This window comes from Micromonospora sp. KC207 (assembly GCF_004348615.1).
In the GTDB taxonomy this organism is placed as follows: domain Bacteria; phylum Actinomycetota; class Actinomycetes; order Mycobacteriales; family Micromonosporaceae; genus Micromonospora.
Genome location: NZ_SMKJ01000063.1, coordinates 1 through 26618, shown reverse-complemented (window position 1 = coordinate 26618; position 26618 = coordinate 1). Strand labels below are relative to the sequence as shown.

The following is a 26618-nucleotide window of genomic DNA, read 5'->3' as shown; positions in this document are numbered from 1 at the left end:
GAGGGGGCGGCGGCGGTGGCATGGCCACCCGGGGGCCCGGTGAGACCAAGATCGAGACCGACCGGCGGCGCATCCACGAGAAGATGGCCAGGCTCCGGCGGGAGATAGCGGAGATGAAGTCCGGCCGTGACCTCAAGCGCCGCGAGCGGCGGCGCAACAGCGTCCCGTCGGTCGCGATCGCCGGTTACACCAACGCCGGGAAGTCCTCCCTGCTCAACCGGCTCACCGGGGCGGGCGTGCTGGTGCAGAACGCGCTCTTCGCCACCCTCGACCCGACCGTGCGCCGAGCCACCACTCCGAGCGGACGGAGCTACACGATCACCGACACCGTCGGATTCGTCCGACACCTGCCGCACCACCTGGTGGAGGCGTTCCGCTCCACCCTGGAGGAGGTGGCCGGGGCCGACCTGCTGCTGCACGTGGTGGACGGCGCCCATCCCGCCCCGCTGGAACAACTCGCCTCGGTGCGCGCGGTCATCCGGGACGTGGACGCGGCGCAGGTGCCCGAACTTGTCGTGATCAACAAGGCCGACGCAGCCACCCCGGCCGCCCTGGCGGCGCTGGCGGAGGCCGAGCCGCGCCACGTTGTCGTCTCGGCCCGCACCGGGCAGGGCATCGACACGCTCCGAGCGCTGCTGGAGGCCGCGCTGCCGCACCCCGAGGTCCAGGTCGACGTCCTGATCCCGTACGTCCAGGGGAGGCTCGTCGCCCGGGTGCACGCCGACGGCGAGGTGCTGGCCGAGAAGCACACGGCCGACGGCACCCTGCTGCGGGCCCGGGTGGCCCCCGACCTGGCCGCCGAGCTCGACGCGTACGCCAGGACCTGAGCCGTCCGCGCTCGGGGCGACGTCCGGAGCCGGCGAATCCCGTGGACCGCAGAGGGAGGCAGGCGTCATGAAGCGAAACCTCGGGGATCTGGCGATCTTCGGAGGGCACTCCAGCTTCCTCCAGCAGATCCACGTCGGGCGTCCCAACCGGATCGACCGGACCAGGCTTTTCGACCGGCTGTCCTGGGCGCTCGACAACGAGTGGCTGACCAACAACGGGCCGCTGGCGAGGGAGTTCGAGGAGCGGGTGGCCGACATGGTCGGGGTCCGCAACTGTGTGGCGACCTGCAACGCCACGGCGGCCCTGCAGCTGCTCGCGCACGCCACCGAGCTGACCGGCCAGGTGATCATGCCGTCGCTCACCTTCGCCGCGACCGCGCACGCGGTGCGCTGGCTGGGGCTGGAGCCGGTATTCTGCGACATCGATCCGCGCACCGGCTGCGTCGACCACGAGGCGGTCGTCGCCGCCATCACGCCGCGCACGTCGGCGATCATCGGTGTCCACCTGTGGGGCCGCCCCTGCGACGTGGACGCGCTGGAGAAGGTGGCCGCCGACGCGGGCCTGCGCCTGTTCTTCGACGCCGCCCACGCCATCGGCTGCACCTCGCAGGGCAGGCCGGTGGGGCAGTTCGGTGACGCGGAGGTGTTCAGCTTCCACGCGACGAAGGTCGTCAACGCCTTCGAGGGCGGGGCGGTCGTCACGGACGACGACGACCTCGCCCACCGGGTCCGTTCGCTGGCCAACTTCGGCATCGGCCTGCGCAGCCCCAGCGCGGCCGGCGGCACCAACGCGAAGATGAGCGAGGCGTGCGCCGCCATGGGGCTCACCTCGCTCGACGCGTTCCCCGAGGTGGCGCGGCACAACCGGGAGAACTACGAGCAGTACTGCGGTGAGCTGGCCCGGATGCCCGGCCTCAGCGTGATCGACTTCGTCCCGGACGAGCGGCAGAACTACCAGTACGTGATCGTCGAGATCGACCCGGACGTCACCGGGTTGCACCGCGACCTGCTCGTCGACCTGCTCCGGGCCGAGAACGTCGTGGCGCAGCGCTACTTCTCGCCGGCCTGTCACGAGCTGGAGCCCTACCGGTCCCGGCAACAGGTGCAGCTGCCGCACACCGAGCGGCTCTCCGCGCGCGTCCTGGCGCTGCCGACCGGATCCGGCATTTCCCGGGAGGACATCCGCAGGGTGTGCAACATCGTACGGCTGGCGGTCTCCCGGGGATCCGAACTGACCGCCCGGTGGCAACAGCAGTCTGGGCCCGACGAACAGAGCGTGGTGTCGCCCGGTTGACCGAACGGTGCCGGATGGACGTGTGGGAGGGCTTATGACCGTAGAGGTTTCCGCATCGAATTCCGTGGCGACCTGCGCGATCCCCGGCAGCGACCCGGCCGCGGCGGCGCACGCGCTGCACGACGAGGTAGCCGGCACCGGACTCGTGCCGCCGGCAGAGATCGGTGCCGCCGCCCACCGGCTGGTGGCATTGGCAGGCATCTACGGAAACACACCTTTTATGCCCCTTGAGCAGGCGCGCCGCGAAATTGGCCTGGACCGGGTCGGGTTCGCGCGGCTGCTGGAGCTGTTCGGCCGAATCCCCGGGCTGCGGACGGCCGTCGAGAACGGTCCGTCCGGGCGTTACTGGAGCAACACCGTGCTCGGCCTGGAAAAAGTCGGAGTGCTCGACGCCGTGCTCGACAGAAGGCCGACGTTCCCGCATCTTGTCGGGCTGTACCCCGGCCCGACGTGCATGTTCCGCTGTCACTTCTGCGTACGGGTCACCGGGGCCCGCTACCAGGCCTCGGCGCTGGACGACGGGAACGCGATGTTCGCCTCCCTCATCGACGAGGTCCCCGCGCACAATCGCGACGCGATGTATGTCTCCGGCGGCCTTGAGCCACTCACCAACCCCGGGCTCGGTGCGCTGGTCAGCCGGGGGGCCGGGCGGGGGTTCCGGATCGTCCTCTACACCAACTCGTTCGCCCTCACCGAGCAGAAGCTCAAGGGCGAGCAGGGATTGTGGAACCTGCACGCCATCCGCACGTCGCTGTACGGGCTGAACGACGAGGAGTACCGGGCGACTACCGGCAAGCAGGGGGCCTTCACCCGGGTACGGGCGAACCTCACGCGGTTCCAGCAGTTGCGTGCCGAGCGGGCCGAGCCGGTGCGGCTCGGGCTCAGCTACATCGTCCTGCCCGGCCGCGCCGGCCGGCTGAGCGCGCTGGTCGACTTCATCGCCGAGCTCAACGAGGCGGCACCGGACCGCCCGCTGGACTACATCAACCTGCGGGAGGACTACAGCGGGCGGCCGGACGGGAAACTCTCCCCGGACGAGCGGGCCGAGCTCCAGGCCGAGCTGAACCGGTTCCGGGAGCGGGCGGCGGAGCGGACGCCGACCCTGCACATCGACTACGGCTACGCCCTGCACAGCCTCATGACGGGAACCGACGTGCAGCTCGTGCGTATCCGGCCGGAGACGATGCGCCCCACGGCCCACCCGCAGGTATCGGTGCAGGTGGATCTCCTTGGCGATGTTTACCTCTACCGGGAGGCGGCCTTCCCGGGCCTGGCCGGGGCGCAGCGCTATCGCATCGGCACCGTGTCCCCCGACACCAGCTTGGCGCAGGTGGTGGAGACGTTCGTGACCAGCGGCGGATCGGTGGTCGCAGAGCCAGGCGACGAATACTTCCTGGACGGATTCGACCAGGCGGTGACCGCTCGGCTGAACCAGATGGAGACCGACATCGCCGATGGCTGGGGGAACCGGCGTGGGTTTCTCCGCTGATAGAGATCGACTGGTGAGAGCGGGTGGGCAACGCCGAAGAAACCCGGTGTCCGGTCGGATCCGCCCCGCCGAACCAGGTTGCGGGTATAGTGCCCGTCATGGTTCTTGTGTGCTTCATGAGGCTCCGCCGCGCATAGCGGCGGCCTGTCGTTCCTCTTGATGAGCGTCGCCGCGCATCGGGTCACTGCCGGTGCGGCATTTCCCGCCGACCGGCTCCGAAACAATATTCGCGGAGCACGCACATGCCCTACATCCAGCACGCCGGGCGACATGAATTCGGCCAGAATTTCCTGGTCGACCGCTCGGTGATCGACGAGTTCACCGAGCTCGTCGCCCGGACCGACGGCCCTATCGTGGAGATCGGTGCCGGCGACGGTGCGCTGACCCTTCCCCTGAGCCGGCAGGGGAGGGAGCTGACCGCAGTAGAGATCGACTCCAAACGTGCCAAGCGGCTCAGCCGGCAGACACCAGAGAACGTCACCGTGGTCTGCGCGGACGTCCTGAGCTTCCGGTTCCCTCCGTATCCGCACGTGGTCGTCGGGAACATCCCCTTCCACGTGACCACTGCCATCGTGCGGACCCTCCTCTCCGCGCATCACTGGCACACGGCGGTGCTGCTGGTGCAGTGGGAGGTGGCCCGTCGGCGGGCCGGGGTCGGCGGCGCGACGCTGCTGACCGCGAGCTGGTGGCCGTGGTACGACTTCGACCTGCATTCGCGGGTCCCGGCCCGCGCCTTCCGGCCTGTCCCCTCCGTCGACGGCGGGCTGTTCTCCATGGTCCGTCGGGAGACCCCGCTGGTCGACGACCGCAGGGGCTACCAGGACTTCGTCCGGCTGGTGTTCACCGGCAAGGGGCACGGATTGCCGGAGATCCTTCAGCGGATCGGGCGGATCGCCCGCAAGGACCAGCAGGACTGGCAACGGGCCAACCGGGTGGGGCCGCAGCAACTGCCCAAGGACCTGACCGCCCACCAGTGGGCGTCCCTGTGGCGTCTGGTGAGCCCCGCCCGCCCGGCCGGTCCCGGTCGACCGGCGCCCCGCCGGCCGGGCAACCCCGCCCCGGCGCGGCGGGACTGAGCGGTGCGGGGCCGGCCGGTTGTGCCGGCCGGCCCCGCACCGGGCGCCGTCAGGCGGTCGCCAATGCTTGAGCGGCTCCCGCCAGTCGACCAGCCGGCGGGTCAGCTCGGTGTTGCTCAGCTCCGTGCCGCCGCCGATGTGATAGACCTCGCCCGGCCGGCCCGATCGTCGCGAGGAGCTGGGTGCCGTGGCAGTGGTCGTCGCCGTGGAGCCAGTCCCGGCGGTTGCGCCCGTCCCCGTAAAGCGGCACCGGCCGCCGTCCAGCGGGTTGGTTGTGAACAGCGGGATGACCTTCTCCGGTCCTGGTGGGGGCCGTAGTTGCTAGAGCAACGGGTGACGCGGACCGGCAGTCCGTGGGTGCAGCGGTAGGCCACGCGGCGGATTCGGCGCGCGTCAGCGCAGGTACGCGGTCTCCTTCCAGTCGAGCAGCCGGAGCAGGTAGTCCCCGTAGCCGCTGCGGGTCAGCGGTCCCGCGAGGGCGTACAGTTCGTCGTCGTCGAGGAACCCGGCGCGCCACGCCGCCTCCTCCACGCAGCCGATCTTGAATCCCTGGCGTTCCTCGATCACCCGCACGTACTCGCCGGCCTGCACGAGGCCGGCGAAGGTGCCGGTGTCCAGCCAGGCCGTGCCCCGGTCCAGCAGGGTCAGGTTGAGCGTGCCGCGTCGCAGGTACTCCTGGTTGATGTCGGTGATCTCCAGTTCACCCCGGTCGCTCGGCTTGAGCTGGCCCGCGATGTCCACCACGTCGCCGTTGTAGAAGTACAGCCCCGGCACGACGTAGCGGGACTTCGGCCGGGCCGGCTTCTCCTCGATCGAGAGCACCCGCCCCGACGGGTCGAAGTCCACCACGCCGTACGCCGACGGGTCGGCGACCGGATGTCCGAAGATCTGGCCGCCGGCCGGGCTGTTGTGGCCGGCCAGCATCTGGCCGAGCCCGACACCGTGGAAGATGTTGTCGCCGAGAACGAGGGCGGCGGGCCCGCCGGCCAGGAAGTCCCGGGCGATGATGAACGCCTGCGCGATGCCCTCGGGCCGGGGCTGCAACCCGTACGTCAGGGAGAGCCCCCACTGCTTTCCGTCGCCCAGCAGCCGCTGGAACTGCGGCTGGTCCTCAACGGTGGTAATCACCATGATTTCGCGGATCCTGGCCATCACCAGTGTGGAGAGCGGGTAGTAAATCATCGGCTTGTCGAAGACCGGCATGAGTTGTTTCGACACCGCCTGCGTGATGGGCCATAACCGCGATCCCGTACCACCTGCCAGCAGGATGCCTCGCATCGCCGCAGCATAACAACGTGATTCACGGACGTAAATTAAAGCGGATATCAATATGTCAGGAGGGACCGTCTGGCCCGGCGCGGTGAATCGTCGAAGGGCCGTGGTCGTCCCGGCCGGTCACCCCGCGCCCGTGCCCGGCCGGTGGTGACGACCGGGTCCGCACGACTTCCAGGCCGTCGGCGGGTTCGTCCTGGTCGCCTCGGCCGGGGATGATCCCCTGAGCCACCGTCTGACCCGCCTCGATCCGCAGGCTGACCTCGTCGACGGTGATCTCCTCCAGCCGATCCGGTGCTGGAGTACCAGCGGCCGGGCCGGTGTGGGTGGGCAGGTAGTCGGCGGCGCGGGTCATGAAGCCGGTGTAGTCGCGGAAGTGCTGCCCCTCGGTGTAGACGCGGTCGACCTGGAAGGTGACCACGGACAGGGAGCGTTGCGCGGACTGCACGGCGATGACGCAGGTCGCGGCGGCGGCGAGGGGGATCTGCCCGTCGACGAGCAGCAGGCCGAGCAGGACGTAGACCACGGCGGTCGCCACCCCGCCGACCATCGCGCCGACGGTGGTGGTCGTGGTGACCCGCCGCGCCAGGGCGAGTTGGATGCCGGTCTCGACGGCCATGACCCGGTCGCACTGGTCGAGCAGGAACCCGCGCAGCCCGTAGGAGCATAGTTCGGGGGCGGAGTCACGTTCGGCCATCAGCCGGTGCAGCAGCCACAGCCGGCGTCGGCGCACCGACCCGGCGGCGTAGGTCTGGTAGCGCAGGTGCCCGGCCCGCAGCGACGCCCACCGCGTTCCATGTCGTCGGCGAACGCGTCGGCGTCGAACGCTTCCAACCGCACCGCGGTGGTCACCTCGAACAGGCCCCGTTCGACCTCCCGGTTTACCTTCGGGGCGAGGCCGTTCTGCGCGTACCCCATGGCGGTGGCCATGCCGGCGCGCAACGCGGTCACCGCCGCGAGCGCGACCAGGGCGGGCAGCGCGGCCATGACCTTGTCCGCGGTCGGGCCGCCGGCGAACAGCTCCACCAACACCCGCTGCGCCGCGAGGAGCCCGAACGCCGGCATCACCCCCGCGCCGACCGTCGTGCCCGCCACGATCGACGTCCGCACCCGATCGGCGCGCCAGCTCACCACGAGCGCGGCCCAGACCAGCCGGGGCAGCTCGGAGAAGACGGCGAACAGCCCGGCCTGTGCCCGCGCCCGCATCCCGGTCTCCCACCACATCTCCCGCAACTCCGGCCGCACCGAATCCCGCTGCGGCGGCTCGGAACGGGCCGGCGTCCGGTCGGGTGGTCGGTTTTGGGCATGGCGATACCTCCCGAAGGTAAGCAGGGTGGGCTGCGGTGGGTGGTGGTGTCTCGATGGCGGGCGGTGGGACTGACCTCGGTACCGAGCCGGTGCCGGATGGTGGGCGAGCTGGCCGGCCATGTCAGGCCTCGTACGTCCGGCGTTAATCTGAGATCTTCTCGGGTTCAACCGCGGGTGGGTACGGTCGCTGCCGGTGATCTTCGGCGCGGTGTGGGAGAGACGATGGATTTGAGTACCGGTCGGCGTAGCTTCCTGGTTGGAGCCGGCGTCGTCGGCGCCGGCGCGGTTCTCGGCGACGGCTCGGCCGCGGCCGGCGCGTCGCGGCGCCAGGGCCGCGAACCGCGGGGCGGCTATGTGTGGCTGGCCGGTGACCATCACGTCCACAGCCAGTACAGCAACGACGCCATGTACCCGGTCGCCACCCAGGTGCAGCGGGCCGCCAGGTACGGGCTGGACTGGCTGGTCGTCACCGACCACGGCAACGTCCCGTTCGCCACCTACAGCATTCCGCCGCTGGTGGCCGACATCGTCGCGGCGAGAAGGAAATACCGCGACGACGTGCTGGTCTTCACCGGTCTGGAGTGGAACATCCCTGCCGGTGAGCACACCACACTCATGCTCGCCCCGGGCGCGAACGAGGCATCCCTGCTGCAGGAGTTCGTCGACCGGTACGACGCCCGGGTCAACGGCACCCGCAACGGCACCCCGGAGAACGAGGCCATCGCCCTGCAGGCACTCGGGTTCCTCAGGGACGCGGTCCGCAGCCGGCGGATCGCCGACGCGCTCGTGCTGCCGAACCACCCGTCCAGACTGGGCATCAACTCCCCGGCGGAGACCCGCAACTGGCGTGACGCCGCGCCCGAGATCGTCATCGGCATGGAAGGCGCCCCGGGCCACCAGGCCGCCGGCCTGCCCGCTCCGGGTATGGCACGCGGACGCGGCCTGTACGACTCCGCCGCCGGCACCTGGTCCTTCCCCGGCTATCCAGCCGAAAGCTACCGCACCTGGGGTGGATTCGACTGGATGACCGCCACCGTGGGCGGCCTGTGGGACAGCCTGCTCGCCGAGGGCAAGCCCTGGTGGATCACCACCACCTCCGACGGTCACCAGGGCTGCGGCGACTGGGTCAAGAACCCGGTCGACCCACTCAACCAGACCGGGTACGACAACATTCCGTACGACAGCGACGGGCACACGTTCAATAACACCGGCCGGTTCCCCGACCCGGTCAACGCCGGCCGTCCGATCACCGAGTACAGCTCCTTCCCACCCGGGACCTACAACAAGACCTGGGTCGGCGCCACCGGCTACGGCTACCGGCAGGTGATGCAGGCCATGCGGGCCGGCCGGATGTGGGCCTGCCTCGGCGATCTCGTCGCCGGCCTGGACCTGCGTCTTCGCCCTCGCGGATCGCGCCAGCCCGGGGTGCCGATGGGCGGCACCCTGAAGATGCCGGCCGGCCGTGCCGCGGAGGTGGTCATCCGGATCGACCTGGCCTCCCAGCCCAACTTCGCCGGACTGCTGCCGGTGCTCGCCAGGGTCGACCTGATCCTCGGCAAGATCACCGGCCCCGTTGCCGACCGCTCCTCCTTCCGCGCCCCGGATACCAGGGTTGTCAAGTCCTGGGATGTCGACAAGCGGGCCGGCACCCTCGAGCTTGTTCACGAAATCAAGATGGACGGGCCGTTCTACGTCCGGGTACGCGGCACGGACGGCAAGCGCGGCGCTCCCGGCTACTTTGGCGCCGGTGTCGACCCGGCCGGACCGGCCCTCGACGTCATCGGCCAGGCCGATCCCTGGGAAGACCTGTGGTTCTACTCCAACCCCATCTTCGCCAAGGCGCGATGACCGGGCTGCGGCTACCCGCCACATGCCCTCTGACCAGGCATACCGCTTCGCCCAGGGCCTGAGGATCACCGGCCGACGCCGGCTCTAGTCTGAGCGCTCCTGGTGGCAGATCTCGATGGCCCCGGGATTCTGTGACAGCAGGAGCCTGAGCGGCTCGTCGGGATCGGCGTGTCCGATGCGGACGAGATCCCCGATCCGGTGGTGGCGGATCGTGCCGCGGGCTGGGTGATTGCCCAGTTCGCCAAGCGCCTCCACCTCTGCGGGTCGCGCTACGACTACGTCTGCGACGCCATCGGCCCCCACGTCGGCATCGTCGCCGGCGGGATGTGCTACGGCGCGATGCTCGTGCTGTCGGCGACGACCTTTCTCGTCCTCGGCGGGCTCACCGAGAGCTTCCAGCGGACCGCGCAACATCGGCGAGGCGTGTACCGCCGCCAACCGGTTCTTCGTCCATCGCGCGGTTGCCGACGAGTTCGCGGCCCGGCTCGCCGAGTGGATGGGGGCGCTGATCATGGGCCCCGGAATGCGGCGCGGAGTGGAGGTCGGGCCGCTCGTCGACCGTGCGGGGCCCCGGGATCTGGTGGTTCGACCGGCGCGTCCGGCAGCGGGGTGGGCGGCGCGGCGCGGGTCGGGCCGCGTCGGCAATCGCAGGCGGCGCGGGCCGGCCAGGGGTGGGCGTCGGCGCCCGCCCGGCCGGCCGCGATTATGCATAGGCGGCGGCCAATTCGGCGGTTGCATCCGCTGCGCCCGACGCCTACGCTTCAAGGCAGAATTCTGTGACTAAGGGCATGAGGGTGTGAGCGGGCGGCGGGAGTTCCCGGTGGCGCGGTAACTGCCACCGGTCGGTGCTTGTCGCCCGAAGCGTGCGTGGACCTTGCCTCTGTTTGTTGCTGCCCTTGTTAAGGAACCCGCCAATGGTCGGAATCGCCAGGATCGCCCCATGTCTCCCGGTGTGTCGGCCGATGTTCGTACGGTGGTTCACTGTCGCGCCCCGGGACGACTGTCCAGCGAACATATCTTGTCGGCGGCAATCGAAAGGAATGGTACGTGAAATCAGCCGTCTCCACCGCTCGAAGGCCACTGCTGGCAGTTGCGCTGCTCGTCACCGCCGCACTCCCGGCAGTGATCGCGAATCAAATGCCGGCTTCGGCCGCCGTCCAACAATCCTTCTATGTCGCTCCGGGCGGCAACGACGCCAACCCCGGAACGATCGAATCGCCGTTCAAGACTCTGCAACGCGCGAGGGACGCCGTTCGTACGGTGAATTCGAGCATGACAGGCGACATTCAGGTGTACCTCCGTGGTGGGAGTTATCCGGTAAGCAGCACGATCGAGTTCGGGGCGGGTGACTCCGGCACCAACGGTCACCGGGTTATTTACTCCGCCTACCCCAACGAGACGCCGGTTCTCGACGGCGGCGTGCAGGTGACCGGATGGACCCAGCACAGCGGCAACATCTGGAAGGCGCCGCTCGACCGCGCCAACAAGCTTCGTGCGCTCTATGTCAACGACAAGCGGGCGTACATGGCTTCGAAGACGATCAGCTCGTCGGGCTGCCACGGGACGTACAACATCACGGCCGGGCAGGCCGCGTGGGCCTGGGAGTCGGGGTCGCAGTGCGAGGGCGCCAGATACAGCCTGAACGACTTCCCCGCCATTCCCCGCAATCAGGACGATATCGAGATCGAAACGGCGACCACCTGGACCACCGCCATCGTGGGGGTCCGCCAGGTGACCACGAGTTCTGACGGTGCGAGCCGGTTGGCGCTGTTCCAGCAACCGGGTGCCGCCATCGCCCAGGGGGCGTTCAACGGCAACGCGCAGGTGGGCGGCTCCCACAAGGTCATGAACGCCTACGAGTTCCTGGACACGCCGGGCGAGTTCTTCTTCGACAAGGGCAGCCGGACGCTGTACTACTACAAGAGCAACACGGAGAACATGTCGACCGCGACGGTCGTCGCGCCGAACAACGTGTCCACTGTGCTGCGGGTCGCCGGCACCTCGACGAGCAACCACGCGCGCAACATCACGTTCTCCGGTCTTACCGTCCAGCACTCCGACTGGAACCTGTTCAACGTCGCCGGCTCCTCCTACAAGCAGGCGCAACAGGGAAACCTCGGCGCGCTCGCGTACGCGAAGAAGAATTTCCACGACTACTACTACCGGAATGTCGATGTCACTCCGGGCATCATCCAGGTGGAGAATGCCGACGGGATACTCCTGCAGCGCAACCGGGTGCAGCACACCGGTGCCGACGGGATCAACATGGTCAACGACGTGCAGAGCACGCAGTTGATCGGGAACCACACCAACGACATCGCCGGCTCCGCCATCACCGTCGGTCATCCCCAGCACGTCTACATCGGCGACTACACGTCGACCAACCGCGAGAAGTGGTCCACGCAGGTCGAAGGACTGCCGAAGAACATCGACATCAAGAACAACTACATCTACGACAGTGCGGTGCTGTTCAACGGGCACAGCCCCATCTCGGCGTACTTCGTCGACACCCTGACGGTGCAGCGCAACCGGATCGAGAAGGCCCCGTGGTCGGGCATAACTCTCGGTTGGGGCTGGTGGAATTTCGACGGGTCATCGGGCTCGATCGCACCCAACCGGCCGACCACGACGGCGCGGAACAACAACATCAGCTACAACCACATCATCGACACGGTGCAGCGCCTCAGTGACACCGCTCCCATCTACACGCTGGGCAGCCAGCCGGGCACCATGATCACCAACAACTATCTCCAGGGCGTTCCGGCCGGTCACAAGTACGGCCTGCACCCGGACGAGGGCTCGGCGTACATCACCTTCCGCGACAACGTCCTGAGCGTGAACAAAGACGTCACCTGGCTCCTGAACTCAGACGACTTCGGGCGCAAGCACGACCTGAGCGTCACCCAGATCTACGGCCCGATCAACAAGGTCTCGAACAAGAACCTGCCCAACAGCACGATCCACGACATCATCGTCTCCTCCGACTATGTCTGGCCGGCGCCTGCATACAGCATCGCCGCCAACTCCGGCCTTGAGGATTCGTTCCGGGACATCATCCCGCCGGCCAACCTCTCCCTGCCGAACTACGTCCTGCCGGCCAGCACCTACGTCACCAGCGGAACGTCGTCGGTTCCGATCCGGAGCACCGGCGACGCGACCAGGACGGTCTGGCTGGCGCCCGCCGGCACGACCACCTTCACCGCGGGCCCGACGATGACCAGGGCCGGGGGCACCGCCACGTCCATCGCCGTGCCGACGTCCCAGGGTGAGTACCGGCTCTACGTCCTCGACGCGCAGGGCAACAGGTCGGCCGAGTCGAGCTCGATCGTCCGGCAACAGAGCGGCACCGGTCAGCAGGGCGGACGGCTCGTGGGTGGCCAGTCCGGCCGCTGCGTCGACGTGCCCAACGCCAGCACCACCAACGGCATCCAGGTGCAGCTGTGGGACTGCTCCGGCGGCACTGGCCAGCAGTGGACCTACACCGCCAGCAAGCAGCTGACCGTGTACGGCAACAAGTGCCTGGACGCGAACAACTCGGGTACGACCAACGGCACCACGGTCATCATCTGGGACTGTCACGGCGGCACCAACCAGCAGTGGAACCTCAACGCCAACGGCACCCTCACCAATGTCCAGTCCGGACTCTGCGTTGACGCCAACGGCGCTGCCACCGCCAACGGCACGAAGATCATCCTCTGGTCGTGCAACGGCGGCGCGAACCAGCAGTGGAGCCTTCGCAACTGACCGGGCACACCCGGGGCCGAGCCGGCTCGGCCCGGCCCCGGGCAGCCACCCACGCGGTCGCCTCCTACTCCTCCACGGGTAGGGCTGGCCTCGCGTCACTACCCTGGCCCCATGTCCTGGCTCAGCAATGTCGGCAAGCTGATGCTCACGGTCGCCGGCCTGGTCGCGTTGCTCGATCTCGCCGGACCGAACGGGGTGGCAGGCTGGGCCGGACGGGCCGAGAAGCGGCACAAGGAGACGGACGAGCGCTGGGCCGGACTGAAGGCCGCGCGGCGCGATGAGGCGCGGGTCAGACGGACGGCCACCTGGGCGGCCTGCGAACCTCCGGAGACTTCGACCGACAGAGCCAGCCGACCGGATCAGGAGGGCCTTGATGGCCTCATGGTGGAGGACTTTCTGGCCTTCCGGCGGGAGGCATGGGCGGCGATCAGGGCTGACGACAGGTACGACTCAGCGAGCCTGAGATCCCCGCAGTACGTCTTTCCCTTCTTCGAGGACAGGGCGTACACCTTCCTCATCAGTCGATTGCCCGAACCCCGAGGCGCGGCGCTGGCGCTCGCGTACCGGGCGTTCGAGGATCGGAAGCGGCGGTGGCAGGGGATGAGGCTGACGCTCCTGGGGGCGGTCCCACCGGGGACGGCCGCTCTCGGTTGGTGGTTCCACGTTGGTGGTCTGCCCTGGGTGGCGAGTATCTTCGTGGCCTTCCTCGCCGTGGGCGTGGTGTCACTCGGGAGCGTTGCCGCGCTGCTGACACCACGGTTCGTGATGGCTCTGCTGAGGGCGGCGGCCACCGTGCGTCTTGGCCTGGCGAGGGCGGCAGTGAGGGCCATGGGCGATGGCAGGGACGCACGACCCTTGCGGGTGATCGCGCTCGGCGTGTTCGTCGTCGGGTCCCTGCTCGATCTGGTGGGGGGCTGGTAGCGGTCCGCCGGCCCTACTCGTTGACGAGTTGCTCTCGCAGAATGTCCGCGTGCCCACAGTGCTGGGCGAGCTCGCGCAGTACGCGGCCTCCCAAGAGCGTCCTGCCGGCTCCTCGGCGACCGAAGTCATGGCGTAGTTGTCGAATACGACGCCGGGTGGCGTGCCGGCCTGGCCGGCACGCCACCCGCGGGGGTCGGTCGGGCCGGGGTCAGCCGGTCCGGCAGGAGACCGTCGGCCAGTTCCAGTTGCCGTTGGCCATGATCGTGATGCCGAAGTTGTTGCCGTTGCCGTTCGGCCTGGCGGTGACGGTGCCGGTGGTGCCGCTGACCGTGGCGTTCCAACTGTTCTGGATGCTCTGGCCGCCGCCGAGGCCGAGGGTGACCACCCAGTTGTTGGTGCCACTGACCGCCACGTTCAGGTTGAACCGGTCACCCCACCGCTCGGCGGGCGACAGCACCGCAGTGCAGTTGCCGTTCGCGGGAGGGGTGGTCGGGCCGCTGGTGGGGTTGCCCCCGCCTCCTTCCCGGACGGTGATGTCGGAGCTGCCGCTGCTCTGGTAACCCTCGGTGGCCATGATCTGGTAGCTGTGGTTGCCGAGGTTGAGGCCGGCGCGGGCCCAGGCGTCGAAGTGGTTGGCGGTGGTGATGGTGCCGCTGCTCCGCTTCTGCTGACGCACGCTCCAGTACTGGTAGAAGGTGCAGCGGTCGCCGTCGATGCAGGGCGCGTTGACCCGCTGGCTGCGGAGGATGTCGTAGGTGCCGCCGTCAGTGGTGACGGTGCCCAGCCGCTGGGCGCCGCTGCTCGGGTTGTAGCTGCCGAAGTTCTCCACCACGTAGTACTCGATGAGCGGGTTGCGCGTCCATCCGTACAGGGCGAGGTAGGTGTTGTTGTTGCCCGGGTTGTAGCTGCCCGAGTAGGTGATGGTCCGCCGGGTGCCGGTGGCCCAGCCCTTACCGCCGACCCAGTTGTTGGTGCTCCTGTCCCAACTGCTGCTGTAGCGGCCGTCGGCGCGCAGCGTCATGCTGGCGTTGCCGCTGTCCTTCCAGAACGAGAAGAAGTAGCCGTTGTGCGTGCCGGTGAGGTTCGAGGTGAGGGTACGGTCGGCCTCGGCGTACGCGTTGGGCGAGGCGATGAACGTGCCGGTGACGGCGAGCGCCGCGGCGCACGCGGCGCTGAGGAGCAACCGCATGCGGCTGCTCCTTCGCGGTCTGGTCGAGGTGTCGTTCATGTACGTGTTCCTCCTCGTGACAGCTGGTGGTGGCCAGTGCCGCGGTGCGACCCGGCGGGCTGTCGGTGGCCAGGTGCGGGCAGCCGGTTATTCGGCGTATCACCACACGGTGGGTGGGGTGGTTCTCCTGCGCGACCGGGACGGGGTCGCGGAGGGCGAGGTCGACGTAATCGATGCTCGTCGATGACGATCGTAGGGTTCCAAATTTGGGCCTGTCAACGATTTTCGGAAATATTACCGAAACTTTTTGTTCGACAAGTGGGGGCCTCGAGGCACCTCCAACTCGCTGACTGCCGTGCCCAGGGATCGGGTTCCGCGTGGTCAATCGCTGCCCGAGAGTGAGGGGTGGCGAACCGGAGCCAAGCCCTCGAAACTTCCGGAACCTCCCCGCGATCCCGTCCGCCCGTCGACTTGATGTCAGGGCGTGGTGCCACACCCGTTCATGCCGCCAGATGAGGCCGCCGTCGGCTGGAGCGTCAGCCGCTTACTGCCGCGAGCCGCTGGCTGCGCCACAGCCGGGTCGCCGGCCCGAGCGCGCGTGGCCAGTTCTCCCCCCGGCGGGTCAGGCAGCGCTCGGTGATCTCGAACCCGCCGACCAGCCCGGCCAGTTCGTCGAGCACGTCGGACTCGCGGAACGGCTTGCAGGAAAAGATGTTGAGGAACACCTCCCGCAGCCCCGGATAGGTGTGGATGGCGGCGTGTGACTCGGCGAGGATCACCACCGCCGACTTTCCGGCCTGGTGCGGCGGGCCGTCCTCGCTGGCGACCAGTGGCCCGGCGATCACCGTCATGCCGATCCGGGCGACGAGGTCGCGCATGAAGGTGTGCAGCGCCTCGCCGTCGTCCAGGGCGCGGGTGTCGGTGACCGCGGACAGCCGCAGGGTCAGCTCGTCGCCGTAGTGACCGTCGGTCGGTTGGGTACCAGGGTGCCCGGTCATCGGTTCTCCTTGTCGGTCGGAAGTCGGTGCGGAGTCAGCCGGCATGGGACAGCAGCCGGACCGGGTCGGCGGTCAGTTCCTGCATGATCGAGACGATGCGGGCCGGACCGGTTGGCGCGGCGGCGACCCGGGCGGGGCGGGCCGACCGGACGGTGGCGGCGTGCGCGACGAGCTCCCGTAGCCTCTCCGGCCGCCAGTCGTCGTCCCCGCAGTTGGCGGCCAGCCCCTGGCGGGCCAGCATGTCGGCGAAGTACTCGCGTTCCGGGTCGCCCCCGGGGAAGACCAGCAGCGGTACGCCGGCGTGCAGCGCGCTGGCGAGCGTGCCCCGGCCCCCGTGGCAGAGCAGCGCCCTGGCCCGCCCGAACAGGTTGCGAAGCGGCAGCAACGGCCACGCCTGCACGTTGCCGCGCGGCGACACCCGGGGCGGGGCAGTGTCGGTGCTGCCCGCCGCGATCAGCACGTCGACGTCCGAGCCCTCGAACGCCGCGAGGCAGTGCCGGTAGTACCAGTCGGCGTCCATCGGCGGCCCGCTGGTGTAGGCCAGCAACCCGTGCTGGCCCGGCCGGGGCCAGTCCACCGGCCCGGTGGCGAGGTGCCGGTCCAGTGACGCTGCGGTGAGCTGGCCGACGTACTCGCCGGTGCTGTGCCGCGCCACCAGCGGGTCCATCTCCGGGGCCAGCGGGTAGACCAGGCGGGTGCTCCAGGCGAAGAGCACTTCCGAAAGGGACTGCGGCTCCGGTGCCCGGCTGCGGCGCAGCGCCGGCCGGAACGCGGCCAGCGCCCGGGTGTCCACCGGTGCCCAACCGTCGCTGCCGCGCCCGAAGAGACGGTGGTCCGGCCAGGTGACCGGGGTGATCACGGGAATGCCGGCGAGCGACCCGGCGACCACCGTGGTCAGGTCGTAGTCGTGGAACAGCACCTGCACCCGGTGCGCCCGGAACTCCCGCAACTGTGCGGCCAGCACGGTTTCCACCAGGTCGGGATCGGCGTACGCGGACCGGGACAGCAGATCGTCCAGGCGGAGGGCGGTCGTCGCGTCGGGGTACGGTGCGGCGTGCGGCCCGGGGATCGGCACCGCCGGCACGCCCAGCCGGTCGAGCACCGGCCGGAAGTGTGGGCTGGCGAAGAGCACCGGAGTATGCCCGGCGTGGCGGACCGCCTCGTACACGGAGAGCACGGTGGAGACCGAGCCGAGGCCGTACGACCACACTCCCGGAACCAGGCCGACCCGCATGGTGAGATCCTCCTTCCGGGCGCCGCGCCTGTGTGGCCGGCCCCTGCGGCGACTGTAGGAAGCCGTGAACAGCGGGGACAAGGTGGCGACGGCTGCCGTCCCCGTTGATACGTCCCCGGTCCCATGGGCCCTGCGTCGAAGGTAGTAGATATCGACGAGGAGCGCGCCCGTGCCGGGTCGCCGTCCCTATTCTGGGCCCGACGTACCCGTCACACTCTGGGAGGACTGATGCGGCAACGTGAGTTGTCCGGCGGCGCGGGGATCCAGATCAGCCAGCTCTGTCTCGGCGCCATGGCGTTCGGCACCGAAATCGACGAGGAAACCTCGTTCGCGATCCTGGACCGCTTCGTCGAGGCGGGCGGCACGACCATCGACACCGCGAACTGCTACTCGTTCTGGGTCCCTGGCGGCGTCGGTGGCGAGAGCGAGACGGTGCTCGGCCGTTGGCTGTCCCGTCGGGGTGGCCGGGACGGGCTGGTGCTGGCGTCGAAGGTGGGCTCCGGTCCCGGAGCCCACGGTGGGGCCGAGGGGCTTGCCCCGGCGGTGATCCGTGCGCAGCTCGCCGGTTCGCTGCGGCGGCTCGGTGTGGACCACCTGGACCTCTACTACGCGCATCGGGAGGACCGCGACACCCCCGACGAGCAGGCTCTGGCGGCATTCCACGAGGCGGTGACGGAGGGCAAGGTCCGGGCTTTGGGGGCCAGCAACCACACCGCCTGGCGGCTGGCCGAGACCCGGGCGGTGGCCGAGGCGAAGGGCTGGACGCCCTACACGGCGGTGCAGCAGCGCTACTCGTACCTGCTGCCCCGCCCGGCGACGGCGCTGCCCGAGGGCGGGCACGTGCACGCCAGCGACGAGCTGCTGGACCTGGTCCGCAGCCGGGGCCTGACCATGTTCGCGTACAGCACCCTGCTGTGGGGTTCGTACACGCGGCCGGACAAGCCGCTGCCGGAGCACTACGAGCATCCGGGCACCGAGCGGCGGCTCCAGGCGCTGCGCGAGGTGACGGACGAGCTGGGGGTAACGGCGAACCAGGTGGTGCTGAGCTGGTTGATCGGCGGAGATCCCGCGGTCGTACCGATCGTCGGGGTCAGCTCGGTGGCCCAGCTCGACGAGGTCCTCGCGGCGGTGGATCTGGATCTGCCGACCGAGCTGCGCAAGCGCCTCGACGCGGCCTGCTGAACCGGGCTCGCGTCGGCGACCGGGCAGGGGAATCCCCTGCCCGGTCGCCGTGTGTCCCTCACCCGGGTCGTCCCGCTTCCCGGGTGGGGAAGCGGGACAACGCGGTTCAGCCCGCACCGGTCAGAGAGACGGTCACCTGCTGTCCGAGGTGGTCGGAGAGGCCCTGTGAGCCGACCATCCGGTACTCGTGGCAGCGCACCGGACCGGTGAAGAACGCCCAGTCCAGCCGCCACCACGCGGCACTGTCCGGCCAGGACACCGGATAGGGCTGGTCGCCAGCGACGGCCGCGTCGGTCAGCCGGGTGGCCAGGTCGCGCAGTTCACCCATCGCCGAGGTGGCGTTGAAGTCACCGGCGACGAGTTGGCCGTGCGGGTTGCTCGCCAGGTCGGCTCGCAGCGCCCGGTAGTGGGCCTGCCGGCGGTCCTGCTGGGCCTGCATGAACGCGGTGAACTCGGAGTCGGTGGGGTCCATCGAGATGTCGAGCTGCACCGGCACGTGCACGTTGTAGACGGAGAGCACCTGGCCGTCGACGCGCAGGTCGGTGCGGAGCACCTTGTGACGGTAGTAGTCGGCGAAGTCCGAGTCGGCCGGAACGCCGTGCCGAGCCGGGTCGGCCAGGTACGGCATCCCGTCCAGGGCCCGCGAGGCCACGATGGGATAGCGGGACATGGTGAGTAGTTCCCCGACGGCCACCACCTGGTAGTCCGGGAAGTGGCGGCGCAGCTCGGCGAGGTGGTCCACCGGGACCGGGCGGTGCCCGGCCAGGTCCCAGCCGACGTACTCCTGAAGGAGGTAGACGTCGGCCCGTTGGGCGGCCAGGTAGTCGTGGAAGTGTTGGGGATCGGCGCCGTCGTACCAGTACTCGGTGTTCCAGGAGAACACCCGGACCGCGTCGGACGGAGCCGGGTCGACCCTGCCGAACAGCGCGGACGGGTTCAGGCCGGCCAGGTCGAAGCCGATGGCGAGGCAGCACACCGCGGCGACGGCGAGCCGCCCGCGTGCCGGCCGGGCCAGCGGGGTGAGAGACAGCAGCAGCAGTGGCACCACGACGAAGACCAGCGGCGGCATCAGCTCGGCGGGACGCCACCACCAGTGCTCGCCGGTCAGGAGCAGGAACATCGTGAGGAACACCGCCCAGGCGGCGGTGAGCGCCGCGAGCCACCGGGCCCGGCGCGGCCACCGGGCCGGCTCGTTGGGGTCCCGGCGCGGTGGTGCGGTGAGGGTGGTGACCCCGGGGGCCCCCGGCGCGGCGGTGGCCGCGCCGGGGACGGGGTCGATCAGGAGGCTCATGCCGTGGTCCCGGCCATCGTCGGGGACGGCGTGCGAGTGGCCGACCAGTCCGCGTCGTAGAGCCGACGGAACTCGCGGGACAGCAACCACTGTGCGGCGCCGACCGTGATGCCGGCGGAGATCGCCACGTTGGTCAGGAAGGCGATGCCGGTGAACACGGCCAGGAACGGCAGCCCCTTGCGGCGTCGCACGTGCCGGTACATCTCCGCGTCGGCCGACAACGAGATGCCGAACAGGACGGTGGTCAGCAGCAGCCAGGCGGGGTGCAGCACGGCCAGCGGCAGGGTGGCGAGCACGCCGAGGGCGGCCACGGTGCCGAAGGAGCGGGCCGGGCTCTCGAAGCCCTTGGCGAAGCGCCGCCGCCGGGCGAACAGCGGCACCCGCAGCCGGGCCCGGCGGAAGAGCTTGCGCAGCAGCGGCAGCAGCCGGTCGTCGTCGTCGTGCCAGCCGCGGACCTGGTCGGTGACCATGATCTGGTGGCGGGCCGACATCCGCTCGCCGTAGTCGACCTCCTCGGTCTGCCGCAGCCGGGGGTTAAACGGGCCGACCTCGTCGAAGACCCGGCGTGGGATCGCGGTCAGCGACGAGAACAGGAAGCTGACCTCGCCCAGGGACGCCATCCGCCAGCAGTACGCCTGGAGCACCCGGCACTCCTCGACGATGCTGTCACGGATCAGCGGATCCTCCTCGTAGATGCCGCAGACCGCGCCGTAGTCCGGATGGGCGGCAAGTTCGGCGACGGCGCGCTGCACCGCGTCCGGGCGCAGCGCCACGTCGGAGTCGACGAAGAAGAGGATCTCGCCGCGGGCTGCCGCGGCACCGGTGTTACGGGCGACGGCCACCCCGCTGTTGCGCGGGGTCTGGAGCACCGTCACGGCCCGCTGGCGGGCCTTGGCGAGCGAGTCGTCGGTGCTGTGGTCGTCGACGACGATCACCTCGATCGGCTGGTAGGTCTGCCCGAGCGCGGCGTCGATGCACGGGCCGATGGAGTTGCCGTAGTTGTAGTTCGGGATGATCACCGAGACCAGCGGGTTCGTGGTCGGGGTCGTCATGGTCTGTCTCCTCAGACGGTGGATGGGGACGCCAGGTCGTCAGTGGACGAGGGCGAGCAGGGTCGGGTGTTGGGTGACGAGCAGGACCCCGCCGAGCAGGACGCCCCAGAGCAACGCGTTGACCAGCATCGCCCGGTCGCGCAGCAGCACCCGGGTCGGTTCGCCGCCGTCTCCGTCGACGACCACCACCTGGAGGTAGCGGGCCACCGCGAAGAGCGCGAACGGGGTGGAGCCGACCAGCGCCAGTGCCTGGTACGGGGTGGGGATGGTGGCCTGCACGTGGCCGAGGAAGCCGCTGATCGCGACTGCGGCGCAGAGCACGATCAGCAGGTCCAGGTACTGGACCGAGTACCCGGCCAGCGAGGGCCGGTGGGCGCTGCCACCGACCGCCATCTCGTGCCGTCGCTTGCCGAGAATGAGCAGCAGGCAGAGGGCGAAGACGGCGATCAGCAGCCAACTCGACACGGCGACCCCGGCGGCCAGGTAGCCCTGCACCACCCGGAGCAGGAAGCCACCGGCCACCACCAGCACGTCCAGCAGCGGAACGTGCTTGAGCCCTCTGCTGTAGGCGATGTTGAGCGTCAGGTAGGCCGCCAGCGGCCACCACGGGAACGCCGGCCCGAGCGCCACCGCCGTGACCAGCGCGGCGGCGATCAGCCCGCCGAAGGCGTACGCGGTGGGCACGCTCACCCGGCCGGAGGCGATCGGCCGGTGCCGTTTGGTGGGATGTGCCCGGTCGCGGTGCCGGTCGTAGACGTCGTTCCAGACGTAGACCAGCGCGGAGACCATGGTGAACAGCAGCACCGCCCAGGACACCCGGCCGAGAACACCGAGTCCGAGCCGGGGGGTGTCGATCAGCACCAGCGGAACCACCAACAGGTTCTTCGCCCACTGGTGGGGCCGGATCAGGGTGATCAGGTCACGCGCCAGGGTGCGGTCGTTGGCGCGGGAGCCGGTGGCCCGGGTCGCCGGGCGGGTGCTGGGGGTGGGTCGGTCGAGGGTCGGCGGGTCGACGAGGACAGTCACGGTTACCTCCGGTGCCGATCAGAAGATGGCCTTGGCCAGCCCGAGGGCCCCCTGCTTCCAGGGATCCCGGCTGGTCCGGCCGGACGAGGTCGGTGCGGCGGTGCGGTTGTTCGCCCGCCACCAGTCGTAGGTGCGCAGGATGGCGTCGCGGTTGGACAACCGAGGGGTCCAGCCGAGCACGTCGCGGGCCTTGTCGACACTGACGTACGAGTCGGCCCGCAGCTTGTGGATGAGGCGTCCGTAGACCGGGGAGAGCTTCAGCCGTTGCAGCAGCTCCAGCGCGGCGACGGCGGGGCGTACCGGCACCGAGACCACGCGCTTGCCGTGGCCGGCGGCGTCCAGCACCGCCTGGAAGTCCTCCCGCAGGGTGTCGAAGCGGTCGGCGGCGATGTTGAACGTGTCGTTGGCGACGTCGTCCGGTGCGTGCAGCACGGTCCGTACCGCGTCGACCAGGTCGTCGATCGCCAGCATCTGGATCCGCACGTCGCCCTTGCCGAGCACCGGAAAGTTGCGGCCCTCCTCGGCCCACTCGAAGAGCATCGAGAACAGCCCCATCCGGCCCGGCCCGAGGAACGTCTTGGGCCGCAGCATCGGCAGCACCATGCCGGCGGCGCGGTACCGCTCGGCGACCTCCTCCGCGCCGGCCTTGGCCCGGCTGTACGGGTCGACCGGTTCGCGCGGGTACTCCTCCGTGGTGGGCACCATGCTTGGCAGCCCGTACACGGCGGTCGAGGAGACGTGCACCACCCGGGCGGTGCCGGCGCGGGCGGCGGCGTCCAGCACCGTCTCCGTGCCGCCCACGATGATCGAGCGGATCTCGTCCTCGGGGTAGCTGGGCAGGGCGGCGGCGGTGTGCACCAGCGCGTCCGCCCCGGCCAGGACCGCGCCGACCCTGGCCCGGTCGCGCACGTCGGCGACCGTGTACTCGACACCCTTCACCGGCTCGACCGGGTCCCGCACGTCCAGGCCGCGTACCCGCCAGCCGTCGGCGGCCAGCGCCCGCACCAGGTGCCCGCCCAGCATTCCGCTGCCGCCGGTCACCACCACCGTCTTCGCGTTCTGATTCACCACAGCGACGACACCTTCTCCTTGACGAAACGGGTGACCAGCCGGGGCAGGCCCTGGGCGAGGGTCCGGTCCAGGCGGTCGAGGAAGTGCTCCACCTCGGCCGGGCCGGTCACCAGCGACGGGCCGACCACCAGCGGGTTCTTGCCGTTGAGCGTGTAGTACGTGTAAATGTCGTGGTCCCGGTAGAGGGCATTGACGACCGCGCAGGTGACGAGCTTCGTGCCGAACTGCGGGTCCTTGGCCAGACCGCCGGGCGCCAGCTTGGTGACCAGGTCCAGCACCCGTGGCGCGTCGAGGAACACCCCCCACAGGGCGCCCGCGCCGCGGACCTCGGCGACGGCGTCCGGGTGCTCCTTGGCGATCCGGGCCAGCCCGGGGGCCAGGATCCGCTCGATGTCGCGGGCCCGGGCGGGAAAGTCCTCCTCCACCGCCACGTTGATCGCCTCGATCGCGGTGGCGGTCTCCTCACCGAAGCCGTAGTAGGTGGTGCTGGTGCTCTGCAACAGCGCGTCGTTGAGGCTCTCGTACGCCTTGTGGAAGATCGGCCGCCGGGCCACGTACGCGGAGATCGAGGACTTGCCGCCGCCGAAGGACTTCGAGGTGGTCACCACGTCGGGGATTAACCCGGGATAGCGCACGAAGTAGAACATCGTGCCGGTCTTGCCCCAGCCGGTGTAGATCTCGTCGAAGATCAGCACGATGTCCTCGCGGGTGCACAGCTCGCGCAGCCCGCGCAGGAACTCCTCTGAGCACCAGCGCATGGTCGAGGCGCTGAACGGCTCGATGAGGATCGCGTACACGTCGCACTTGCCCCGGCGGTCCCGGGTCGCGTCGACGGCGGCCTGGACCGCGGCCAGGTCGTCGTAGGGGAAGCTCACCACGCCCGGGATGCCGGGGAAGGTGAAGTGGTTCTGCGCGCTGCCGGTCAGGCTGCCCGAACCGAGCAGCTTGCCGTGGAAGCTGATGTCGCTGCGCATGATCGTGTTGCGCTTGCCGCCGTGGTACTTGTAGGCGAGCTTGACCGCGCCCTCCACCGCCTCGGCGCCGGAGTTGGGCAGGAACGACATGTCGAGGTCGCCGGGGAGCACGGCGGCCAGGTTGTGCGACAGCGCGGCCAGGTACGGCGAGAAGTAGGTCTTGTGCACCTCCATCCGCCGCTGCTGCTGGAAGCGTTGCCGGGCGGCCAGTATCCGGGGGTGGTTGTGCCCGTGGTTGAGCACCCCGACGCCGCCGGTGAAGTCCAGGATCCGCCGACCGTCCCGGGTGTGGATCCAGGCGCCCTCGGCGTGGTCGACCAGTTCCCGGCCGAAGCCGAACGAGGTCATCAGGCTGACCTGACTCTTGTTGACGTGCTTGCGGTAGAGGTCCTGCACCTCGGCGACGGAGAGCTGTTCGGCGTCGTCGATGGTCAGTAGCTCGGGCATGAGGGGTCCTTTCGAAGCGCGGTTCACGGACGCGGTGGTGGAGTCGAGAGGTTGCGCCGGCATCGGTCAGCCGGGGGTCGGGGTGAGCCGGGGGTCTCCTCCGGCGGATGGCGTGGCGGGGTCACCGCTGGTCGCGAGCCGTTCCGAGGCGGCGACCGCGAGTAGAGCCAGGCCCGCCGTGAGTGCCTCGGCGAGTGTGCTGAGCACCCGACTGGCGACCGCCGCGGTGACCGCCGCCGGCAGGGGCAGCACGGTGGACAGGGCCGCGACCACCAGCACCTCCCGTACGCCGGCGCCGTCCGGTACGAAGAGGGCGACCGTGCCGGCGGTGGTCGCCAGGGCGAACGCACCGACCGCCGCCGGAAGGGCGGCCCCGGCGTCCGCGCCGAGCAGCACCGCGACGATCCACAGGTGCACCCCCGAGAGCACCCAGGACAGGCTCTGCCACGCGATCGCGTGGCGGACCTCGGCGGGCCGGTGCAGCGGTGCCGGGCGGGGCCGGCGGGCCACCCGGGCGGCCAGCCGGACCAGGGTGTCGAGCACTCCGGGCCGGATCGCCAGCATCACCAGCAGGGCGACCGGCAGGAGCAGCCAGGCCAGCCCGGTGCCGGTGCCGAGCACGGCCGGGGCCACCAGGAGGCCCACCGCGCCGCCGGTCAGCAGCACCACGACCAGGTTCACCAGGTAGGTGCCGGCCATCCGGCCCCGGCTCACCCCGGCGGCGTCGCCAAGCCGGAGCTGGGCCAACAAGCCCCACACCCGGCCCGGGACGAACTTGCCGAGGAACCCGACGAAGAACATCCGCACGCCGGTGCGGGGCGGTACCACCGCCCCCACCGAGGCCAGCGTCAGCGTCCAGGCCCGCATGCCGCAGAGCAGGCCGACCCCGGTGACCAGCAGCGCGGCCAGCAGCCATCCGGCGGTTTCCGGCCGTAACAGCCGGCCCAGCGTCGACCACTGCTGCCCGCGCAGGGTCAGCGTGACGCCGCCGAGCACCGCCGCCACGAAGACCGCCGTGAGCGCCGCGCGCCACGCCCGCCGCCTGCCCATCATCGGCCCGCCGTCAGGGGCAGCGGGCGGGGGGAGCCGGTGCCGCGTAGCCGGGCGATCAGGCCGGCGGCCGCGCCGGCCACGATGGCGAGCTGGGCCACCAGGTGCACGCCGACGAACCAGACCAGGAAGGCCCCGCCGCGCTCGCGTCGGACGAACGGCAGCAGCCCCGGGTCGGCGAGCAGGAAAAGCCCGAAACAGGCCAGCGGTACGGCGAGCAGCGCCGGGTGCAGGATGCCCAGCAGCAGTGTGGCCGGCACCAGCGGAGCGGCCAGCACGCCGAGTGCGGGATTGACCGCGACGCTGCCGGCGCGCATCCGGTGCGCTCCGGCGAACGCCGCCAGCGGCAGCGAGCGACGGTACTGCTCACGCAGCATGGCTGCGAACCCGGCGCAGTCGTCGTGCCGGCCGACCACGGTGTCGGTGAGTCTGATCCCGGTCACTCGGGCGAGCCGGTCGCTGTACTCGACGTCCTCGGCGTCGCGCAGTCCCTCGTGGAACGGGCCGGCGGCGAGGAACGCGGCGCGCCGCACCGCGGCCAGCGCGAAGATCGCGGTGTTGACCCGGCCCACGCTGCGCCGCCGCCACCAGTGCGCGTGCAGCACCCTGTAGTGCTCGATCGGTCCGTCGTCGTAGAGCGGGTGGGTGTCGTAGGTGCCGTGCACGCAGCCGCAGGTGGGGTCCGCGGCGAGCACCGCCAGGGCGTTGGCGATGGCGTCGGGGAACAGCGCCACGTCGGAGTCGACGAAGAAGAGGATCTCGCCGGTGGCCGCCCGCGCGCCGATGTTGCGGGCCGCCGACACGCCCCGGTTGCCGCCACCCTCGATCACCCGGCACGGGTAGCGGGCCGCGATGTCGCGGGACCGGTCGGTCGAGCCGTCGTCGACGACGATGACCTCGTATGGCCGGTGGGTCTGCGCGAACACGGCGTCCAGGCACGCACCGAGCGTCTTCTCGTAGTTGTAGTTCGGCACGATGACCGAAACTCTCTGCCCATCAGCGGCCATTCGGCCTCTCCCTCTCATGCCCGACGCCATGTCGACGTCGATGAATACCGGCGCTCTCGACGTTAGGGATCGCCATTCCTCGGGCCAAGGTGGCGCATCCTCATTCGGATGGGATTTCCTCGAAGGTGGAAGCTCGATCTACGACCATCAGTGCATGGGGTTTCTCGGCAGCGGGAAACCGGCAGAGAAAAAGGGCGTTCCGCACGTCTGCCACGACGTGCGGAACGCCCTCGAACGATGGGGAGTGCGGGTGGCGGCGCTCAGCTGCGATGGGCGGTGTACAGCATGATCGGGGGGCAGTCGTCGGCGACCGCCAGCAGGTGTCGCTCAAGGCGGCGC

General features: G+C 70.0%; 23 protein-coding genes and 2 pseudogenes. 10 read left to right on the top strand and 15 right to left on the bottom strand.

Annotated elements, in window-relative coordinates; all coding sequences use genetic code 11:
• The 4 genes from hflX to erm form a co-directional block, all read left to right on the top strand.
• Positions 1–827, top strand: an 827-nt coding sequence (gene hflX / locus E1258_RS10915; RefSeq protein ID WP_132399245.1) for a GTPase HflX, incomplete at its 5' end; no start/stop codon positions are given.
• A gap of 67 nt (positions 828–894) precedes the next feature.
• On the top strand, positions 895–2121 hold the full coding sequence (locus E1258_RS10910) for a dTDP-4-dehydro-6-deoxyglucose aminotransferase (protein ID WP_132399243.1): 1227 nt from the start codon (positions 895–897) through the stop codon (positions 2119–2121).
• A 34-nt stretch (positions 2122–2155) separates the two neighbouring features.
• Positions 2156–3610, top strand: a complete 1455-nt coding sequence (gene desII / locus E1258_RS10905) for a dTDP-4-amino-4,6-dideoxy-D-glucose ammonia-lyase (protein ID WP_132399241.1) — start codon at positions 2156–2158, stop codon at positions 3608–3610.
• Between the two features lie 242 nt (positions 3611–3852).
• Positions 3853–4686: a 23S ribosomal RNA methyltransferase Erm gene (gene erm / locus E1258_RS10900; RefSeq protein WP_132399239.1), complete on the top strand. Its 834-nt coding sequence runs from the start codon at positions 3853–3855 to the stop codon at positions 4684–4686.
• An 84-nt stretch (positions 4687–4770) separates the two neighbouring features.
• Here the strand turns inward: erm and E1258_RS34590 are convergent.
• The 3 genes and pseudogenes from E1258_RS34590 to E1258_RS10885 all read right to left on the bottom strand — a co-directional run.
• Positions 4771–5057 (bottom strand): annotated as a pseudogene (locus E1258_RS34590) (NAD-dependent epimerase/dehydratase family protein); the annotation flags it as partial.
• Between the two features lie 22 nt (positions 5058–5079).
• Positions 5080–5964 (bottom strand): glucose-1-phosphate thymidylyltransferase RfbA, encoded by an 885-nt coding sequence (gene rfbA, locus E1258_RS10890; RefSeq protein ID WP_132399237.1) that lies wholly within the window; start codon positions 5962–5964, stop codon positions 5080–5082.
• A gap of 220 nt (positions 5965–6184) precedes the next feature.
• Positions 6185–7182, bottom strand: a pseudogene (locus E1258_RS10885) (ABC transporter ATP-binding protein); the annotation flags it as partial.
• A gap of 306 nt (positions 7183–7488) precedes the next feature.
• Between E1258_RS10885 and E1258_RS10880 the strand changes: the two are divergent.
• A complete protein-coding gene (locus tag E1258_RS10880) occupies positions 7489–9114 on the top strand; it encodes a PHP domain-containing protein (protein ID WP_243715341.1) in 1626 nt (541 codons plus the stop codon).
• Positions 9115–9198: 84 nt separating this feature from the next.
• Here E1258_RS10880 and E1258_RS34585 read toward each other — a convergent pair whose 3' ends face one another.
• Positions 9199–9627 (bottom strand): hypothetical protein, encoded by a 429-nt coding sequence (locus E1258_RS34585; protein ID WP_243715345.1) that lies wholly within the window; start codon positions 9625–9627, stop codon positions 9199–9201.
• On the opposite strand from E1258_RS34585, the gene E1258_RS10875 reads away from it, so the two are divergent.
• From E1258_RS10875 to E1258_RS10865, 3 genes are all read left to right on the top strand, one after another.
• The gene (locus E1258_RS10875; protein WP_243715344.1) at positions 9527–9898 is read left to right on the top strand and encodes an aldehyde dehydrogenase family protein; all 372 of its coding nucleotides are present in this window, start codon (positions 9527–9529) and stop codon (positions 9896–9898) included. The two genes, E1258_RS34585 and E1258_RS10875, sit on opposite strands and share 101 nt — an antisense overlap.
• 263 nt (positions 9899–10161) lie before the next feature.
• Positions 10162–12858: an RICIN domain-containing protein gene (locus E1258_RS10870; protein WP_132399232.1), complete on the top strand. Its 2697-nt coding sequence runs from the start codon at positions 10162–10164 to the stop codon at positions 12856–12858.
• A 111-nt stretch (positions 12859–12969) separates the two neighbouring features.
• On the top strand, positions 12970–13779 hold the full coding sequence (locus E1258_RS10865; protein WP_132399230.1) for a hypothetical protein: 810 nt from the start codon (positions 12970–12972) through the stop codon (positions 13777–13779).
• Positions 13780–13792: 13 nt separating this feature from the next.
• On the opposite strand, the gene E1258_RS34580 is transcribed toward E1258_RS10865, so the two are convergent.
• Positions 13793–13963: a DUF664 domain-containing protein gene (locus tag E1258_RS34580; RefSeq protein ID WP_243715340.1), complete on the bottom strand. Its 171-nt coding sequence runs from the start codon at positions 13961–13963 to the stop codon at positions 13793–13795.
• Positions 13964–13987: 24 nt separating this feature from the next.
• A complete protein-coding gene (locus tag E1258_RS10855) occupies positions 13988–14968 on the bottom strand; it encodes a glycoside hydrolase family 11 protein (RefSeq protein WP_243715339.1) in 981 nt (326 codons plus the stop codon).
• Between E1258_RS10855 and E1258_RS33225 the strand changes: the two genes are divergently transcribed.
• Positions 14967–15194, top strand: coding sequence for a hypothetical protein (locus E1258_RS33225; protein ID WP_165949719.1), 228 nt, complete (start codon positions 14967–14969; stop codon positions 15192–15194). The two genes, E1258_RS10855 and E1258_RS33225, sit on opposite strands and share 2 nt — an antisense overlap.
• A 289-nt stretch (positions 15195–15483) precedes the next feature.
• On the opposite strand, the gene E1258_RS10850 is transcribed toward E1258_RS33225, so the two are convergent.
• Both E1258_RS10850 and E1258_RS10845 read right to left on the bottom strand, forming a co-directional pair.
• Positions 15484–15945, bottom strand: a complete 462-nt coding sequence (locus E1258_RS10850; protein WP_132399226.1) for an S-adenosylmethionine decarboxylase family protein — start codon at positions 15943–15945, stop codon at positions 15484–15486.
• Between the two features lie 34 nt (positions 15946–15979).
• Positions 15980–17179 (bottom strand): nucleotide disphospho-sugar-binding domain-containing protein, encoded by a 1200-nt coding sequence (locus E1258_RS10845; protein WP_132399224.1) that lies wholly within the window; start codon positions 17177–17179, stop codon positions 15980–15982.
• A 228-nt stretch (positions 17180–17407) separates the two neighbouring features.
• Between E1258_RS10845 and E1258_RS10840 the strand changes: the two genes are divergently transcribed.
• Positions 17408–18361, top strand: a complete 954-nt coding sequence (locus E1258_RS10840) for an aldo/keto reductase (protein ID WP_132399222.1) — start codon at positions 17408–17410, stop codon at positions 18359–18361.
• A gap of 106 nt (positions 18362–18467) precedes the next feature.
• Here E1258_RS10840 and E1258_RS10835 read toward each other — a convergent pair whose 3' ends face one another.
• The 7 genes from E1258_RS10835 to E1258_RS10805 form a co-directional block, all read right to left on the bottom strand.
• On the bottom strand, positions 18468–19652 hold the full coding sequence (locus tag E1258_RS10835) for an endonuclease/exonuclease/phosphatase family protein (protein WP_132399220.1): 1185 nt from the start codon (positions 19650–19652) through the stop codon (positions 18468–18470).
• Positions 19649–20704 (bottom strand): glycosyltransferase family 2 protein, encoded by a 1056-nt coding sequence (locus E1258_RS10830; protein WP_132399218.1) that lies wholly within the window; start codon positions 20702–20704, stop codon positions 19649–19651. Before E1258_RS10830 ends, E1258_RS10835 begins: the two co-directional genes overlap by 4 nt.
• A 39-nt stretch (positions 20705–20743) precedes the next feature.
• Positions 20744–21730 carry a UbiA prenyltransferase family protein gene (locus E1258_RS10825; protein ID WP_207919506.1) on the bottom strand — a complete coding sequence of 329 codons (987 nt, stop codon included), beginning with the start codon at positions 21728–21730 and terminating at the stop codon, positions 20744–20746.
• A gap of 18 nt (positions 21731–21748) precedes the next feature.
• Positions 21749–22798 carry an NAD(P)-dependent oxidoreductase gene (locus tag E1258_RS10820; RefSeq protein ID WP_132399216.1) on the bottom strand — a complete coding sequence of 350 codons (1050 nt, stop codon included), beginning with the start codon at positions 22796–22798 and terminating at the stop codon, positions 21749–21751.
• A complete protein-coding gene (locus E1258_RS10815; protein ID WP_207919507.1) occupies positions 22795–24123 on the bottom strand; it encodes an aspartate aminotransferase family protein in 1329 nt (442 codons plus the stop codon). Before E1258_RS10815 ends, E1258_RS10820 begins: the two co-directional genes overlap by 4 nt.
• A gap of 165 nt (positions 24124–24288) precedes the next feature.
• Entirely contained in the window at positions 24289–25275 is a 987-nt protein-coding gene (locus tag E1258_RS10810) for a lysylphosphatidylglycerol synthase transmembrane domain-containing protein (protein ID WP_132399212.1), read from the bottom strand.
• Positions 25272–26279 carry a glycosyltransferase family 2 protein gene (locus tag E1258_RS10805; RefSeq protein ID WP_132399210.1) on the bottom strand — a complete coding sequence of 336 codons (1008 nt, stop codon included), beginning with the start codon at positions 26277–26279 and terminating at the stop codon, positions 25272–25274. Before E1258_RS10805 ends, E1258_RS10810 begins: the two co-directional genes overlap by 4 nt.
• Positions 26280–26618 lie beyond the last annotated feature (339 nt).